The organism is Clostridium sp. D46t1_190503_E9 (assembly GCF_015555225.1).
Classification (GTDB): Bacteria; Bacillota; Clostridia; order Clostridiales; family Clostridiaceae; genus Clostridium.
In genome coordinates this window covers 19,343-34,942 of the sequence record NZ_JADNKB010000020.1, presented here as the reverse complement: position 1 = coordinate 34,942, position 15,600 = coordinate 19,343, and the positions used below count along the sequence as shown (strand labels likewise).

General features: G+C 29.6%; 14 protein-coding genes. 7 read left to right on the top strand and 7 right to left on the bottom strand.

Annotated elements, in window-relative coordinates; genetic code table 11:
• Positions 1-478 precede the first annotated feature (478 nt).
• The 7 genes from gyrA to dnaA all read right to left on the bottom strand — a co-directional run bounded on the left by gyrA (position 479) and on the right by dnaA (position 9,425).
• Positions 479-3,025, bottom strand: coding sequence for a DNA gyrase subunit A (gene gyrA, locus I2E83_RS17255; RefSeq protein WP_195266391.1), 2,547 nt, complete (start codon positions 3,023-3,025; stop codon positions 479-481).
• Positions 3,026-3,046: 21 nt separating this feature from the next.
• Positions 3,047-4,957 (bottom strand): DNA topoisomerase (ATP-hydrolyzing) subunit B, encoded by a 1,911-nt coding sequence (gene gyrB, locus I2E83_RS17250; protein ID WP_195266389.1) that lies wholly within the window; start codon positions 4,955-4,957, stop codon positions 3,047-3,049.
• Positions 4,958-5,015: 58 nt separating this feature from the next.
• Entirely contained in the window at positions 5,016-5,276 is a 261-nt protein-coding gene (locus tag I2E83_RS17245; RefSeq protein ID WP_195266386.1) for an extracellular matrix/biofilm biosynthesis regulator RemA family protein, read from the bottom strand.
• Positions 5,277-5,290: 14 nt separating this feature from the next.
• Entirely contained in the window at positions 5,291-6,376 is a 1,086-nt protein-coding gene (recF, locus tag I2E83_RS17240; protein WP_195266384.1) for a DNA replication/repair protein RecF, read from the bottom strand.
• A gap of 79 nt (positions 6,377-6,455) precedes the next feature.
• On the bottom strand, positions 6,456-6,662 hold the full coding sequence (gene yaaA, locus I2E83_RS17235; RefSeq protein WP_195266399.1) for a S4 domain-containing protein YaaA: 207 nt from the start codon (positions 6,660-6,662) through the stop codon (positions 6,456-6,458).
• Positions 6,663-6,709: 47 nt separating this feature from the next.
• Positions 6,710-7,810, bottom strand: a complete 1,101-nt coding sequence (dnaN, locus tag I2E83_RS17230) for a DNA polymerase III subunit beta (protein ID WP_195266382.1) — start codon at positions 7,808-7,810, stop codon at positions 6,710-6,712.
• 259 nt (positions 7,811-8,069) lie between these two features.
• The gene (gene dnaA / locus I2E83_RS17225) at positions 8,070-9,425 is read right to left on the bottom strand and encodes a chromosomal replication initiator protein DnaA (protein ID WP_195266380.1); all 1,356 of its coding nucleotides are present in this window, start codon (positions 9,423-9,425) and stop codon (positions 8,070-8,072) included.
• A 534-nt stretch (positions 9,426-9,959) separates the two neighbouring features.
• On the opposite strand from dnaA, the gene rpmH reads away from it, so the two are divergent.
• From rpmH to mnmG, 7 genes are all read left to right on the top strand, one after another.
• Entirely contained in the window at positions 9,960-10,094 is a 135-nt protein-coding gene (rpmH, locus tag I2E83_RS17220) for a 50S ribosomal protein L34 (RefSeq protein ID WP_195266378.1), read from the top strand.
• A 60-nt stretch (positions 10,095-10,154) separates the two neighbouring features.
• Positions 10,155-10,505 (top strand): ribonuclease P protein component, encoded by a 351-nt coding sequence (gene rnpA / locus I2E83_RS17215; protein ID WP_195266376.1) that lies wholly within the window; start codon positions 10,155-10,157, stop codon positions 10,503-10,505.
• Positions 10,505-10,714: a membrane protein insertion efficiency factor YidD gene (gene yidD / locus I2E83_RS17210; protein ID WP_207733847.1), complete on the top strand. Its 210-nt coding sequence runs from the start codon at positions 10,505-10,507 to the stop codon at positions 10,712-10,714. Before rnpA ends, yidD begins: the two co-directional genes overlap by 1 nt.
• An 18-nt stretch (positions 10,715-10,732) precedes the next feature.
• A complete protein-coding gene (yidC, locus tag I2E83_RS17205; protein ID WP_195266374.1) occupies positions 10,733-11,497 on the top strand; it encodes a membrane protein insertase YidC in 765 nt (254 codons plus the stop codon).
• A gap of 38 nt (positions 11,498-11,535) precedes the next feature.
• Positions 11,536-12,159, top strand: coding sequence for an RNA-binding cell elongation regulator Jag/EloR (jag, locus tag I2E83_RS17200; protein ID WP_195266372.1), 624 nt, complete (start codon positions 11,536-11,538; stop codon positions 12,157-12,159).
• 158 nt (positions 12,160-12,317) lie between these two features.
• Positions 12,318-13,697, top strand: a complete 1,380-nt coding sequence (gene mnmE, locus I2E83_RS17195) for a tRNA uridine-5-carboxymethylaminomethyl(34) synthesis GTPase MnmE (RefSeq protein ID WP_195266395.1) — start codon at positions 12,318-12,320, stop codon at positions 13,695-13,697.
• A 13-nt stretch (positions 13,698-13,710) separates the two neighbouring features.
• The gene (gene mnmG / locus I2E83_RS17190; protein ID WP_195266370.1) at positions 13,711-15,585 is read left to right on the top strand and encodes a tRNA uridine-5-carboxymethylaminomethyl(34) synthesis enzyme MnmG; all 1,875 of its coding nucleotides are present in this window, start codon (positions 13,711-13,713) and stop codon (positions 15,583-15,585) included.
• Positions 15,586-15,600: the final 15 nt, after the last annotated feature.

Sequence of the window (15,600 nt, the reverse complement as noted above, 5' to 3'; positions counted from 1 at the left end):
CTCAATAAAAAGTTTAATCTCTTCGCTCAAATTACTTTGAGTCTTAATTTTAAGACGTCTAAAAGAATTGCTGGTTTATTTTACTTAACTTATTTTCTGTTCAATTTTCAAAGACCATTTTCTTCATCGCCCTCAAGCGACTTTCTTATCTTATCATTTGTTTTCTTTCTTGTCAACAACTTTTTTCAAAGTTTTTTTGACTTGTTTTGTCGCATCTCTCAGCGACGAGATTTATCTTAACATTTAAATTTAAATTAGTTTTATATAATTTACTATATCACAATGAATTATACTTATTTTTCTTTAATTTTCTATTAATATCTATCTTTTTCTATTGATGATACGCCAGGATATGATTACGTTAAATTATTTGTATATAACTATATTTTCAATACTTTTTGTTGCTAAAAAAATAAATCGCGATTATCTATAATATTAAATTATGACAATCACGACTTATTTTTATTTATATATTCTCTTATTCTTCAGCCCTATCTAATAATTCATTTAAACTATTATCAGAATCATTTACAACTGCTATTTCACTTTTAACTTCATCACTTACATCTTCACTATCTAGTGTTAATTGCTCTTCTTTATCATCAATACTTCCTGATATTTTAGCAATTGCAGCTATCTTTTCTTCATCTGTAGTCCTCATAAGAGTTACTCCCATTGCAGATCTACTAGTTACTGATATATCAGATACATTTATTCTTATAGCTACACCACTTGTATTTATTAACATAAGCTCATCATCTATCTTACATATAGTTGCACCTATAACTTTACCTGTCTTCTCAGATAACTTATATGTTATTAATCCTGTTCCGCCTCTTTTTTGTCTCTTATATTCTGTTATAGGAGTTCTTTTTCCAAATCCATTCTCACTAATAACAAGTAAGTCTTCTCCTTCTACAGCTATATCCATGCATACAGCAATATCGTCTTTCCTTAAATTTATTGACCTTACTCCTGATGCTGTTCTTCCCATAGGTCTTACATCTGTTTCATTAAATCTTATTGCATTTCCATCTTGAGTTACTATAACTATATCAGCATCACCACGAGTTATCTTAACTTTTAGAAGCTCATCACCATCTCTAAGATTTATAGCTATTAATCCATTCTTTCTAAGATTCTTAAATTCGGATAAAGGTGTCTTCTTTACTAATCCTTGCTTAGTCCCCATAAATAGGAATCCTTCATTTACATCATCTTTAACAGAAAGAACCGTTTCAATCCTTTCATCTTGTTCTATAGCTATTAGGTTTATAATATTAGTTCCTTTTGCAGTTCTACCTGCATCAGGTATTTCATAAGCTCTTAACTTATAAACTCTTCCTTTATTCGTAAAGAACAGTATATCTGAGTGAGTTGAAACTACATTAACATGTTCTACAAAATCATCTTCCTTTGTAGACATTGCCTGTATTCCTCTTCCCCCTCTTCTTTGGGCAGAATATGTATCTGCAGATATTCTCTTAATGTATCCTGAATGAGTTAAAGTTACAACAACTTCTTCTTCTTGAATAAGATCTTCAATATCTATTTCATTAACTACTTTTTCTATTGAAGTTCTTCTTTCATCCCCATATCTATTCTTTATTTCTATTAATTCTTCTTTTATTACAGAAAGAAGTTTTTCTTCGCTTGCTAATATTGAATTTAAATAATCTATTAATTTCATAATTTCTGCAAGTTCTTCTTCTATTTTATCTCTTTCTAAACCTGTTAATCTTCTTAATCTCATTTCTAAGATTGCTTGAGCTTGCTTTTCACTTAAATTGAATCTTTCAATTAATGTATTTTTTGCTATTTCAGTGGTTTTTGATGATCTAATTATACTTATAACCTCATCAATATTATCTAGAGCTATCTTTAGTCCCTCAAGTATATGAGCCCTAGCTTCTGCTTTATTCAATTCAAATATAGTTCTTCTAGTTACTACTTCCTTTTGGAACTCTATATAGTTACTTAATACTTGCTTAAGATTCAATACTTGCGGCTCATTGTTAACTAGAGCTAACATTATAACACCAAATGTATCTTGCATTTTAGTATGCTTATATAACATATTTAGTATTACATTTGGATTTGCATCCTTCTTAAGCTCTACTACAATTCTCATACCTTCTCTATCAGATTCATCTCTTAAATCTGATATTCCAACTATTTTTTTATCTTTAACTAAATCTGCTATATTTTCTATTAGTTTAGCTTTATTTACTTGATATGGTATTTCAGTAACTATTATTCTATGCCTATTATTTTCTTCTTCAATTTCAGCCTTTGCTCTAACTATTATTCTTCCTTTACCAGTTTCATACGCTGCTCTTATTCCTGACTTACCCATAATAATAGCTCCCGTTGGGAAATCTGGTCCCTTTATAACAGACATTAGCTCTAAAACAGTAATATCTGGATTATCTATAAGCATTATTGTTCCATCTATTACTTCTCCTAAGTTATGAGGAGGAATATTTGTTGCCATACCTACAGCTATACCTGATGATCCATTAACTAAAAGATTTGGATATCTTGATGGTAATACAACTGGTTCCTTCTCTTCTCCATCGAAGTTTGGAATAAAATCAACTGTATCCTTTGTTATATCTCTTAACATTTCAACAGCAATCTTATTCATTTTAGCTTCAGTATATCTCATAGCAGCTGCGCTATCTCCATCTACTGAACCAAAGTTACCATGACCGTCTACAAGCATATATCTCATTGAGAAGTCTTGTGCCATTCTTACAAGTGCATCATAAACAGATGTGTCACCATGTGGATGGTACTTACCTAAAACTTCCCCAACTATTCTTGCACATTTTCTATATCCCTTTTCTGGAGATAATCCTAAATCGTTCATAGAGTATAATATTCTTCTATGTACAGGTTTTAATCCATCTCTAACATCTGGAAGTGCACGACCGACTATTACACTCATTGCATAGTCGATATAGCATCTTTTCATTTCTTTATTTATATCAATAGATATAACTTTTCCCTCGTTTAAATTCATGTACCTCACCTCGTTTTAGTACTATACATCTAAATTACTTACTTTTTTAGCATTTTTTTGGATAAACTCTCTTCTTGGTTCTACTTTGTCTCCCATTAATATAGTGAATATTTCATCTGCAGCTATGGCATCCTCTATAGTAGCTTTTAATAATACTCTCTTTTCAGGATCCATAGTTGTATCCCATAATTGAGTTGCATTCATTTCTCCAAGACCTTTATATCTTTGTATGTTAGTTGAATTATCTTTTCCACCAATTTCACCTAATACTTTTTCAAGTTCTGCATCTGAATAAGCATAGTACTCCTTCTTATTCTTTTTTACTTGATAAAGAGGTGGTTGTGCTATATATACGTGTCCTCCATCTAACAGCCCTCTCATATACCTAAAGAAGAATGTCAATAATAAAGTTCTTATATGAGCTCCATCAACGTCAGCATCTGTCATTATTATTATTCTATTGTATCTTAACTTCTCTTCATCAAAGTCATCTCCAATTCCAGCTCCAAATGCTGTAACCATTGACTTAATTGAGTCAGCAGTTAATATTCTATCTAGTCTTTGCTTTTCTACGTTTAATATTTTACCTCTTAAAGGAAGTATTGCTTGGAATCTTCTATTTCTTCCTTGCTTAGCTGAACCTCCCGCTGAATCTCCCTCAACTATATAAATTTCACACTCTAAAGGATCCTTTGATGAACAATCAGCTAATTTACCAGGTAATGATGAACGTTCTAACACTGACTTTCTTGTTAACTCTCTTGCTTTTCTTGCTGCGTCTCTAGCTCTAGCTGCCATCAACGCTTTTTCTATTATTATCTTACCAACCCCTGGATTTTCTTCTAGGAATATAGCAACTCCTTCTCCAACAATTGAGTCAACTACCCCCCTAACTTCTGAATTACCAAGCTTAGTTTTAGTTTGGCCTTCAAATTGAGGTTCAGATATTTTTACAGAAACTACGGCTGTAAGACCTTCTCTTATATCATCTCCTGATAAATTCTTATCATTTTCTTTTAAATGATTAAACTTTTTACCATAGTCATTTATAGCTCTTGTTAATGCTGTTTTGAACCCTGATAAATGTGTACCACCTTCAATGGTATCTATATTATTAGCAAATGAATATAAGTTTTCTGTATAGCTATCATTGTATTGAAGTGATATTTCAGCTATTATTCCATCCTTTTCACCTTCAATATAAATTGGTTCTGGATGTAGGGCTTCCTTGTTTCTATTCAAGTAAGATACAAATTCCTTTATGCCGCCTTCATAATGATATATCTCTTCTTTACCTTCTTCTCTCTTATCAGATAATATTATTCTAATTCCCTTATTTAAAAATGCTAGCTCTCTAAGCCTATTAGCCAATGTATCAAAATCATATTCTGTTTCCTCAAATATTTCAGTATCAGGTTTAAATGAAACTTTTGTACCATGATCATCTGTTTTACCTATTTTCTCTAAGCTAGTTACAACATTTCCTCTTGAATATTTTTGTTGCCATATATCACCTTCTCTTGATACTGTTACTTCACACCATTCTGATAATGCATTAACAACTGATGCACCAACCCCATGTAGACCTCCAGATACCTTGTATCCTCCACCGCCAAATTTTCCTCCAGCATGAAGAACTGTCATTATAACTTCTACTGTAGATTTACCCATTTTAGGATGTATTCCAGTTGGCATCCCTCTTCCATTATCAATTACAGTAATTGAGTTATCTTCATTTATTGTCACTGATATATCTGTACAAAATCCAGCTAAAGCTTCATCTATACTATTATCAACTATTTCATATACAAGATGATGTAACCCCCTTGAACTAGTACTTCCTATATACATTCCCGGTCTTTTTCTAACAGCTTCTAAGCCTTCTAATACCTGAATCTGACTTTCATCATAGCTTTGATTGTTTGTTTCCAATATAATCTCCTCCTTAAATGAAATTTTATTATAATCACATGAAGATTTAACATTGGATTTATGGATTATAATCTATATTTGTTCTCTTTGTTAAAGTTGAAGATGAAATTGGAGATAAATAAACTTTACTCATTTTATTAACTTCAGCTATAACAAATGATTTTGGTTTCTCTTTAGAAATTCTTTCTACAAACCCGTCCTCTTCTGCCATCCTTAGAAAAGCACTCGTATCTGAACTATACATTGTAGTTTGTAGATCAAAAATTCCAATTATGTCTTTAATCGGAACAACCACATTTTCTCCTAAATGTAAAAACATAAGAATTCCTCCTTTTAATTTAGGATTTCTCCTTCCTTGACCTTAAATACTCTGGAACTATCGTCTAAATAGTTAGTTAGATCTTCTATTCCTGTACATGTTATTATTGTTTGGATTTCTCCAATTGTACTCAGAATATATCTCTTTCTATTAAAATCTAATTCTGATAAAACATCATCTAATAATAATACTGGATACTCTGATGTCATTTCTTTTATTATTTTTAAAGATGAAAACTTTATTGTAAGGACAGCGCTTCTTTGCTGTCCTTGTGATCCAAAGCTTTTAATATCTACATCATTGATTAGTACAATAAAATCATCTCTGTGAGGACCTATGCTAGTAGTTCCTTTTTCAATGTCCTTCTTCCTATTTTTTCTCAGTGCTTCATAAAAACTATTTTCTATATCTTCTAGGTTCTTTATCGTACTTATATATTTGAACTCTACATTTTCTTTTCCTGAGGATATATCTTTATGAATATCCTTTCCATAAAAATTTAATTTATTGATATATTTAAGTCTTTCCATTATTATATGATAACCAAAATTTGCTAATTGTATATCATATATATCTAAAACTTCTGTATCTAATTTTCTATTTTTTAAAACAACATTCCGTTCATTTAAAACTTTATTGTATTGTACTAGATTATAATAGTATTTAGAATTTAATTGACATAGCTCCATATCAATAAACTTTCTTCTTACTCCAGGAGAATCTTTTATAATCTTTAAATCTTCTGGTGAAAACATAACGACATTAAAGTTTCCAAATAACTCACCTATTTTAGATACTTTAATTTTGTTAATCTTAATGGCCTTTTTACCATCTTTCAATATATTTATATCGATATTTTTATCAAGTCTATCTTTACCTACCAATAAACTTACATAAGCACTATCTGAATTCCAATTTATCAACTCTCTATCTTTAGAAGTTCTATGAGATTTGGCAAAAGCACAATAATAAATTGCTTCAAGAATATTTGTTTTTCCTTGAGCATTATCCCCCATAAATACATTTACATTTTTACCAAGTGTTATATTTAAAGATTTATAATTTCTATAATTTAACATTTGCAGTCTTTTAATATACATTTTTACACCTATTTTAATTATAACATATTAGAGGAATAAAAGTAATTATCAGGTTAATGTAAATAAATATATGCTATTCCTAAATAATTCTATATTTTTCTCCATTAAACTCTACTTCATCGCCTTGTTTTAATTTTTTCCCCCTCTGAATACAAACTTCATCATTAACTTTAACCATCCCATCTAAAATATACATTTTAGCCTCTGAACCTAGAGATGCAACTCCGCACCATTTTAAAAATGAATCTAATTTTATAAACTCGGTACTAATTTTAATTTCTTCCATTTCCAATTCCATGCATATTAATTCATATACTATGCATTTTCTCCCTTCTATCTTATTAATCTAACTGGTAAAACAAGATACTTTGAATTATCTGTATTCTTGCACTTAATTACACAAGGACTAACGCTTGATGTCATTTCCATTTTAATTTCATCGTCATCAACATTTTTTAGTACGTCTAATAAATATCTAGAGTTAAATGCAATTTGAATAGGCTCTCCTTGCAAATTTATACTAAGTTCTTCTCTAACCTTTCCCAATTGAGAATTAGAAGTTATTATCATATTTTCTTCTTGAACATCTAATTTTATTAAATTACTATTACTATCCTTAGCCATTAATGAAGCTCTTTCTATACAACTTTGTAGGTGTTGTTTATCCACATCTACTAATATTTTGTGCTCCTGAGGCAATAAAGAAGAATAATTCACAAACTTACCATCTAATAATCTAGAAATTACTTTTGTATTATTTAAATTGAATAATATATGATTATTAGTAAATGTAATTTTTACTATATCAGAAACATCTTCTAATATTTTTGACACTTCATTTAATGTCTTCCCCGGAATAACTACTTCTATTTCATTATCATTATCTAAGAATTCACTTCTTACTGCCAGTCTATATCCGTCTAATGCGACCAAATTTAAGTTTTTATTTTTAACCTCAAATAAAATTCCTTGTAGTATTGGTCTAGTTTCATCTTGTGCTATTGCAAATGATGTACCCTTAATCATATTTTTTAATATATTTTGTTGAACTTCAACTGAAAGATTTTCATTTATACTAGGTAAAGCTGGATAGTCTTCTCCATTCATATAAACTAAATTAAATACTGACTTTTCACATGTTATTTGTATTATGTCATTTTCTAAAGTCTCTATTTTTATATCTGAATTAGGTAATTTTCTTATTATTTCTCCAAAGATCTTTGCATCTATTACAATCATGCCTTCTTCTAATATATCGGCTTCAACTTTTGTTTCAATAGATACATCCATATCAGATCCTATTAATGTGAGTCCTTCACTTTTAGCATTTATGTATATGCCTTCTAAAATAGGCATTGTTGTCTTACCAGTTATAGCCTTATTGGCAATTGATATACCTTCTTGTAGTTTTTGTTTTTCACAGATAAATATCATATAAAAACCTCCTTAAGTTATATACATTAGATATCTATAGATATAGATAAATATATAGATATAAATTAATAATAATAGTAGTAGGGGCTGTTGATATGTTGATAAGTGCGTATACCCCTTGAAAACACTAAATTATTTATAAAAAAATATTGTGGATAAGTGAAGCAAAAATCATATGACTTATCCACAGTATTAACAATCAATATTGTTTTTATTAGTTATCCACAAATAATTCAATATATTTATGTACAGTTGTTAATTAATTTTGAGTTAGCTTTTTCGTTATATCATTTACTGTGTGTTGTAGGCTTTCATCTGTATTTAAGCTATCAGATATTTTTTCATAAGCATGAATAACAGTAGTATGATCCCTTCCCCCAAATTCTTCACCTATTTTAGGCAAGGACATATCGGTTAACTTTCTGCTTAAATACATTGCAATTTGTCTAGGATATGCTACATTCCTAGTCCTTCTTTGAGATTTCAAGTCTTCTATTCTAAGATTAAAATATCCAGCAACAACATCTTGTATAACGTCTATAGTTACATTCTTATTTTGTTTATTTGATATTATATCTTTAAGAGCTTCACTTGCTAACTCAACAGTAATTGGTCTGTTAGTAAGTGATGAATAAGCAACAATTCTAATTAAAGCTCCTTCTAGCTCTCTAATATTAGACTTAATTTTAGTCGCGATATAAACCATAACTTCATTTGCAACATTTAGCTTTTCTACATCAGCTTTCTTTTTTAATATTGCCATTCTAGTTTCAAAGTCTGGTGCTTGAATATCAGCTATTAAGCCCCATTCAAATCTAGAACGTAGTCTATCTTCTAAAGTTGGAATTTCTTTAGGTGGTCTATCAGATGATAGAATTATTTGTTTGTTGGCATCATGTAATGCATTGAAGGTATGGAAAAACTCTTCTTGAGTTCTTTCCTTTCCAGCTATAAATTGAATATCATCTATAAGTAAAATATCTACATTTCTATATTTATTTCTAAATTCTTCATTTTTATCATCTCTTATTGCATTAATAAGTTCATTAGTAAATTTTTCTGAAGAGACATATACAACTTTAGCATTAGAATTATTTTGTAAAACATAATGACCAATAGCATGCATTAAGTGTGTTTTACCAAGGCCAACGCCTCCATATATGAACAGAGGATTATAAGCTTTGGCAGGTGCTTCAGCTACAGCTAATGAAGCTGCATGAGCAAATCTATTACTATTACCAATAACGAAAGAATCAAATGTGTATTTAGGATTTAATAAACTTGACATTTCATCATTTACAGTAATAGATCCTCTATCATCGAATTTAGGTTTCTTTTCTTCCTTTTCTTCTGCTTCCTGAATATCAGATGCTACCATAAATTCTACATTATAAACTTTTGAGCAAGCAGCTTCTATAGAATTTACAACTAAGTCCTTGTATCTCTTTTCTAATATGTCTTGAGTAAAGGAGTTTGGAACACTGATTCTTATTATATTGGAAGATATAGAAATAGGTTCGCAACTTTTAATCCATGTATTAAAGCTAACTTCACTCATTTCACCCTTAATTATATTTAATGTTTTTTCCCATAATGATTTTAGATCATTATTCATTTTATATCCTCCATAAAATAAATTTTAAATTTAAATATTAAATAGTTAGTAACAATATATCAACACACTTATTAACACATGAAAATGCATGTTAATAAATATGATAGAATTATTCACATGTTAATAATTATGTTGATATTTTATATTGATAAAAGTTATCCACAATATAATTATGTACAATTTTTCACATTATTAACATGGTATAAAAGCATTAGTTTAGCTAAAAATAGATATAAATAGATAAGTAATAAAGAAAAAAGTAAACAAGTTATACACAATTTAATCCACATGTGTGGATAACTTGTTTGCTAAGTAAAATTATTCACATTCAATACTAATAATAACATAAGTTAAATAGAGTATTCAAGGAGTTATCCACAAAAAACTGTGGTAAAATCTTATATTTATCAACAGAATTTGAAAATTATAGTGTATTGACATAAAAACGTGATATATATATAATAATAAGGTAAATTTAAAATAGGAATTATAGTTTTTACTATAGAAATTACAATTTAAAGGGGGTGTAGTGAAATGTTCATGACATACCAACCAAAAAAGAGACAAAGAAAAAAAGAACATGGATTCAGAAAGAGAATGAAAACTTCATCAGGAAGATCTGTTCTTAAGAGAAGAAGACAAAAAGGTAGAAAAAGATTAACAGCATAAGGGCCGCAAATAGTGGCCTTTTTTCTGCAATAGCAGGAAAAAAGGAGTATAGAGTTTCCAATGGTATACAGATTAAGAAAAAATAATGAATTTAAATTAGTATATAGAAGGGGAAAGTCTTTAGCTAATAACCTTTTAGTTTTATACACTTTTAATAATAGAAAAAATAAAACAGAAGATAATCTTACTTATAATAAGGTAGGAATTTCAGTAAGCAAAAAAGTTGGAAATAGTGTAGTTCGAAGTAGAAGTAAACGATTGATAACTGAAAGCTATAGACTTAATGAAAAGAACCTTAAAAGTGGCTACGATTTTGTGTTTGTAGCGAGAAGTGCTATAAAAGGAAAAAGTTTCTTTGAAGTTGAAGAGGCAATGAAAAAACTTTTTTTAAAGGCAGGCTTATATAAATAATGAAAAAGATAATGTTGAAATCTATATATTTATATAGAAAATATATTTCGCCGATGAGACCACCAACATGTATTTATGTTCCTACATGCTCACAATATGCAATAGATGCTATTAATAAATATGGAGCAATAAAAGGTGGTTTTTTAGCTATAAAGAGAATTTTAAGGTGTCATCCATTTGCTAAGGGTGGATATGATCCTGTGAAATAAGGAGGTTATTTGTAAGATATGATGAAACTTTTAGAACCAATAACAAATTTTCTGACGATTATATTTAATGGTCTACATAATTTTATTTTATCAGTATTTAATATGGAACCTAGTGGGGCTTCATATGTGCTAGCAATAACAATATTTACTGTAATAATAAGATTGATAATATTACCATTTAATATTAAGGCAAATAGATCAAATGCTAGGATGCAAGAAATTCAACCAGAATTAAATGCAATACAAAAAAAATATGCAAATGATCCTCAAAAGATGCAAGCTGAGTATTCAAAATGTATGAAAGAAAATAATGTAAGTATGTTTGGGGGATGCCTTCCTACATTATTACCTTTACCAATATTATTTGCACTATATTATGTTTTTTGGAATATAGATAAAAGTGCTGTAACTAATACATCATTTTTATGGATACCAAATGTATTTAACAAGGATCCTTACTTCATAATGCCAGTATTGGCTTTCTTAAGTACTTATTTACCAAGTTTACTTTTAACTAAGTCAATGCCAAAGAATGAAAATAGTCCTATGAACATGGGAAGTATGAATATAATGATGGCAGGTATGATGGGGGTAATGGCTATTAACTTTAGTTCCCTTTTAGTAATTTACTGGGTAATAGGTGGAGCTATACAATTAGCGCAAACTTATTTCTTAAATTACTTGCCAGCTAAAAAGAAAAGAGCAGCAAAAGAAGAAGAAGATAAATTAAAAACTATTCAGAACGCAAAAAAAGCAACACCAAAGACTAAGAAGAAGAATTAAGATTATTATATTAGTATTTACTAGGTGGTGAATAGGGTATGAAAACATTAGAAATAGCAGGGAAAAGCGTAAGTGAAGCATTACAAAATGCGTTAAAAGAATTAAAGCTTACAGAAGATAAGGTTGAATATGAGGTTTTAGATGAAGGCTCAAAAGGATTTTTAAATATTATAGGGACAAAGCCAGCAAAAATATTAGTTAAGGTTAAAAGAGATTATAAGGAAGAGGTACGAGTATTTTTAAGAAGTATTCTTGATAATATGAAAGTACAAGCAGAAATAAAAATTAAAGAAGTTAATGATGTTGTTTATATAGACTTGAATGGTCCTAAGATGGGATTAATAATTGGATATAGAGGAGAAACTTTAGATTCTCTACAATATTTAGCTTCGTTAGTTGTTAATAAGGGGCATGACATTCCTTATAAAAAGGTAGTTTTAGATACTGAAAACTACAGAAAGAAAAGAGAAGAAACTTTGATGAGAGTTGCTGAAAAAACTGCATATAAAGTTAGAAAAACTAGAAGACCTTATAAGTTAGAACCGATGAATCCTTATGAAAGAAGAGTAATACATTCTGCTTTACAAGATAATGAATATGTCTATACATTTAGTGAGGGTGACGAACCTTACAGAAGAGTTGTTGTAGATATAAAGAAATAAAGGTGAGAAAGCCAATTGGCTTTCTTGCCTTTTATTTATTTTTGACTAAATTCAAATAGTTTTGTAAAATGAATATTAGTTAAAATGGGGTATAATATAAATATATATAATATATTGAACGAAGGAATTTATCTAAAATACATTAAGGAGGATAGATGATGAAAGAATTTGATACAATTTGTGCTATATCCACAGCAATTGGAGAAGGTGGAATTGCTATTATAAGAGTATCTGGTGATAAAGCCTTAGAGATAGTAGCTAAAATTTTTAGGGCGAAAAGTGGAAAAGATATAAAAGATATGAAGACTTATACCATGAAATATGGTCATATAGTTGATATAGATAAAGAAGACTTAATAGATGAAGTAATTATAAGCTATATGAAAGGGCCAAAAAGTTTCACAGCAGAAGATACTGTAGAAATAAATTGTCATGGTGGAGTAACATCAACAAATAAAGTGCTGGAAATGGTTATGAAGGCTGGAGCAAGATTAGCTGAGCCAGGTGAATTTACTAAAAGAGCATTTTTGAATGGAAGAATAGATTTATCTCAGGCAGAGGCAGTTATGGATTTAATCACGGCTAAGACTGAGCTAGCAATGAAATCAGCTTTAATGCAGAGTTCGGGTTCATTGTCAGAGAAAATCAATAAACTAAGAGAATATCTGTTAAATGTATTAGCGTTAATAGAATATGCTGTAGACTTTACTGAGGATGATGAGGAAGTTGATCCGACAATTCCATTGAGAGTAAAAGATAGCTTGGAAAAAGCATGTGATGATATGAGTAAATTACTTAAAAGTGCAGATGAAGGCAAAATAATAAGAGATGGATTAAGCTTAGCCATAGTAGGTAAGCCAAACGTAGGTAAATCATCTTTATTAAATGTTCTCTTAAAGGAAAAGAGAGCAATTGTTACAGATATTGCTGGAACTACTAGAGATGTAATAGAGGAATATATAAATCTTGATGGAATACCAGTAAAGATAATAGATACGGCGGGAATAAGAGAAACAGAAGATATAGTTGAAAAAATTGGAGTTGAAAAATCAAAGGAAAAAATAAATGAAGCAGATTTAATTTTATTAGTACTAGATTCTTCTAGAGAATTAGATAATGAAGATATTGAAATAATAGAAGCTATAAAAAATAAAAATTCTATAGTTTTGTTAAATAAAATAGATTTAGAAAATAAATTAGATAAATCTTTATTAAGCGAATTTGAAAATATAATAAAAATTTCTGCAAAAGAAGATCTTGGAATAGATGGATTAAAAAATGAGATTAAGAATATGTTCTTTAATGGTAAAATAGATAGCGAAAGTCTAATAATATCTAACTCAAGACATAAGCAAGCTTTAATTAGAGCAAAGGAAAATTGTGATGATGCTCTAATAAGAGTTAAAAATAATGAGTTCCTTGATTTAATTTCTATATATGTAACTGCAGCTTTAAAAGCTTTAGGAGAAATTACTGGTTCAGAGTTAGAAGAGGACTTAGTTAATAAAATATTTAAAGAATTTTGTTGTGGAAAGTAGGAGAAATATAAATATGAAATATAATGCGGGAGAATACGATGTAGTAGTTGTTGGTGCTGGTCATGCTGGTTGTGAAGCAGCACTTGCAGCAGCTAGAATGGGATTAAAAACATTAATTTGTACTACTAATCTTGATTCTGTAGCTATGATGCCTTGTAATCCTAATATAGGAGGTACTGCGAAAGGACACTTGGTAAGAGAAATAGATGCATTAGGTGGAGAAATGGGGGTTAATATAGACAACACATTTATTCAATCAAGAATGCTAAATACCTCAAAGGGCCCTGCAGTTCATTCTTTAAGAGCGCAAGCAGATAAAAAGAAGTATCAAAATAGAATGAAGAATGTACTTGAGAATCAAGAAAATCTTAGTTTGAGACAATTAGAAGTAATAGAATTAGATGTGGAAGATGGAAAGGTTAAAGGTGTACTTACAAAGAACGGTGGATACTTCAGTTGTAAGGCCGTTATATTGACAACAGGTACATATCTTAGAGCAAGAATAATAATAGGCGATGTTACATATAATAGTGGACCAAATGGATTAGCAGCAGCTAATGAATTATCTCAATCATTAATTGATTTAGGAATATCATTAAGAAGATTTAAAACTGGTACTCCAGCGAGAATAAATAAAAGATCTGTTGATTTTTCAAAAATGGTAGAGCAACCAGGAGATGAAAAAATAGTTCCATTCTCCTTTATGAGTGGAGATATATCTAGAGAACAAGTTTCCTGTTGGTTAACTTATACAAGTGAAGAAACTCATAAAATAATACAAGAGAATATTGATAGGTCTCCAATGTATAATGGATTAATTGAAGGGGTGGGCCCAAGATATTGCCCATCAATAGAAGATAAGGTTATGAGGTTCCCAGATAGGGAAAGACATCAGTTATTTATAGAACCAGAGGGTGAGGATACTCAAGAAATGTATATTGGAGGAATGTCTTCATCACTTCCAGAAGATGTACAGTTACAAATGTTAAGAACTGTTCCTGGACTAGAAAATGTAGAAATAATGAGAACTGCATATGCAATAGAATATGATTCAATTGATCCGACTCAATTAAAGCCAACATTAGAATTTAAGGAATTTGATGGATTATACGGAGCTGGACAGTTAAATGGTAGTTCAGGTTATGAAGAAGCAGCTGCACAAGGAATAGTTGCTGGAATAAATGCGGCTTTGAAGATTCAAGATGAAGAATCTATGATACTAACTAGATCAGATGGATATATAGGTGTTCTTATCGATGATTTAGTTACTAAAGGTACAAATGAGCCATATAGAATGATGACATCAAGAGCTGAGTATAGATTATTATTAAGACAAGATAATGCTGATTTTAGATTAACTGAAATTGGATATAAGGTTGGTCTTGCGACAGAAGAAAGATATCAAAAGTTCCTAACAAGAAAAAATAATATAGAAAATGAAGTTAAGAGATTAAAGGAACTTCAAATAACAAATAAGAAAGAAACAAATGAATTCTTAGTTTCAATGGGATCAACAGAACTTAAAAAGCCTATAAGTTTTTATGAATTAATTAAAAGACCAGAATTAGATTATTTTAGCTTAGTAAGCTTAGATACGGATAGACCAGACTATGAAGATGATATAGGTGAACAAATAAATACAATTGCTAAATATGAAGGTTATATAGATAGCCAATTAGATCAAGTAAGACAGTTTAAAAAGTTCGAGAAAAAATTAATTCCTGATGATTTAGAATATAATGATGTAAAGGGATTAAGAACAGAGGCTATTCAAAAGTTATCTAATATTAGGCCTGTAAGCATAGGGCAAGCATCAAGAATATCTGGAGTGTCACCAGCTGATATATCTGTATTATTAATTTATTTAGAACATCAATATAAGAAATAAAATTCTTTGGAGGAA

Coding starts and splice junctions, on each gene's coding strand:
- dnaA (WP_195266380.1), bottom strand. CDS start 9,425: ATGAATAATGATCTAAAATCATTATGGGAAAAAACATTAAATATAATT.
- rpmH (WP_195266378.1), top strand. CDS start 9,960: ATGTTCATGACATACCAACCAAAAAAGAGACAAAGAAAAAAAGAACAT.
- mnmE (WP_195266395.1), top strand. CDS start 12,318: ATGAAAGAATTTGATACAATTTGTGCTATATCCACAGCAATTGGAGAA.
- mnmG (WP_195266370.1), top strand. CDS start 13,711: ATGAAATATAATGCGGGAGAATACGATGTAGTAGTTGTTGGTGCTGGT.
- yaaA (WP_195266399.1), bottom strand. CDS start 6,662: ATGGAAGAAATTAAAATTAGTACCGAGTTTATAAAATTAGATTCATTT.
- yidC (WP_195266374.1), top strand. CDS start 10,733: ATGATGAAACTTTTAGAACCAATAACAAATTTTCTGACGATTATATTT.
- dnaN (WP_195266382.1), bottom strand. CDS start 7,810: ATGATATTTATCTGTGAAAAACAAAAACTACAAGAAGGTATATCAATT.
- recF (WP_195266384.1), bottom strand. CDS start 6,376: ATGTATATTAAAAGACTGCAAATGTTAAATTATAGAAATTATAAATCT.
- I2E83_RS17245 (WP_195266386.1), bottom strand. CDS start 5,276: ATGTTTTTACATTTAGGAGAAAATGTGGTTGTTCCGATTAAAGACATA.
- yidD (WP_207733847.1), top strand. CDS start 10,505: ATGAAAAAGATAATGTTGAAATCTATATATTTATATAGAAAATATATT.
- rnpA (WP_195266376.1), top strand. CDS start 10,155: ATGGTATACAGATTAAGAAAAAATAATGAATTTAAATTAGTATATAGA.
- jag (WP_195266372.1), top strand. CDS start 11,536: ATGAAAACATTAGAAATAGCAGGGAAAAGCGTAAGTGAAGCATTACAA.
- gyrA (WP_195266391.1), bottom strand. CDS start 3,025: ATGAATTTAAACGAGGGAAAAGTTATATCTATTGATATAAATAAAGAA.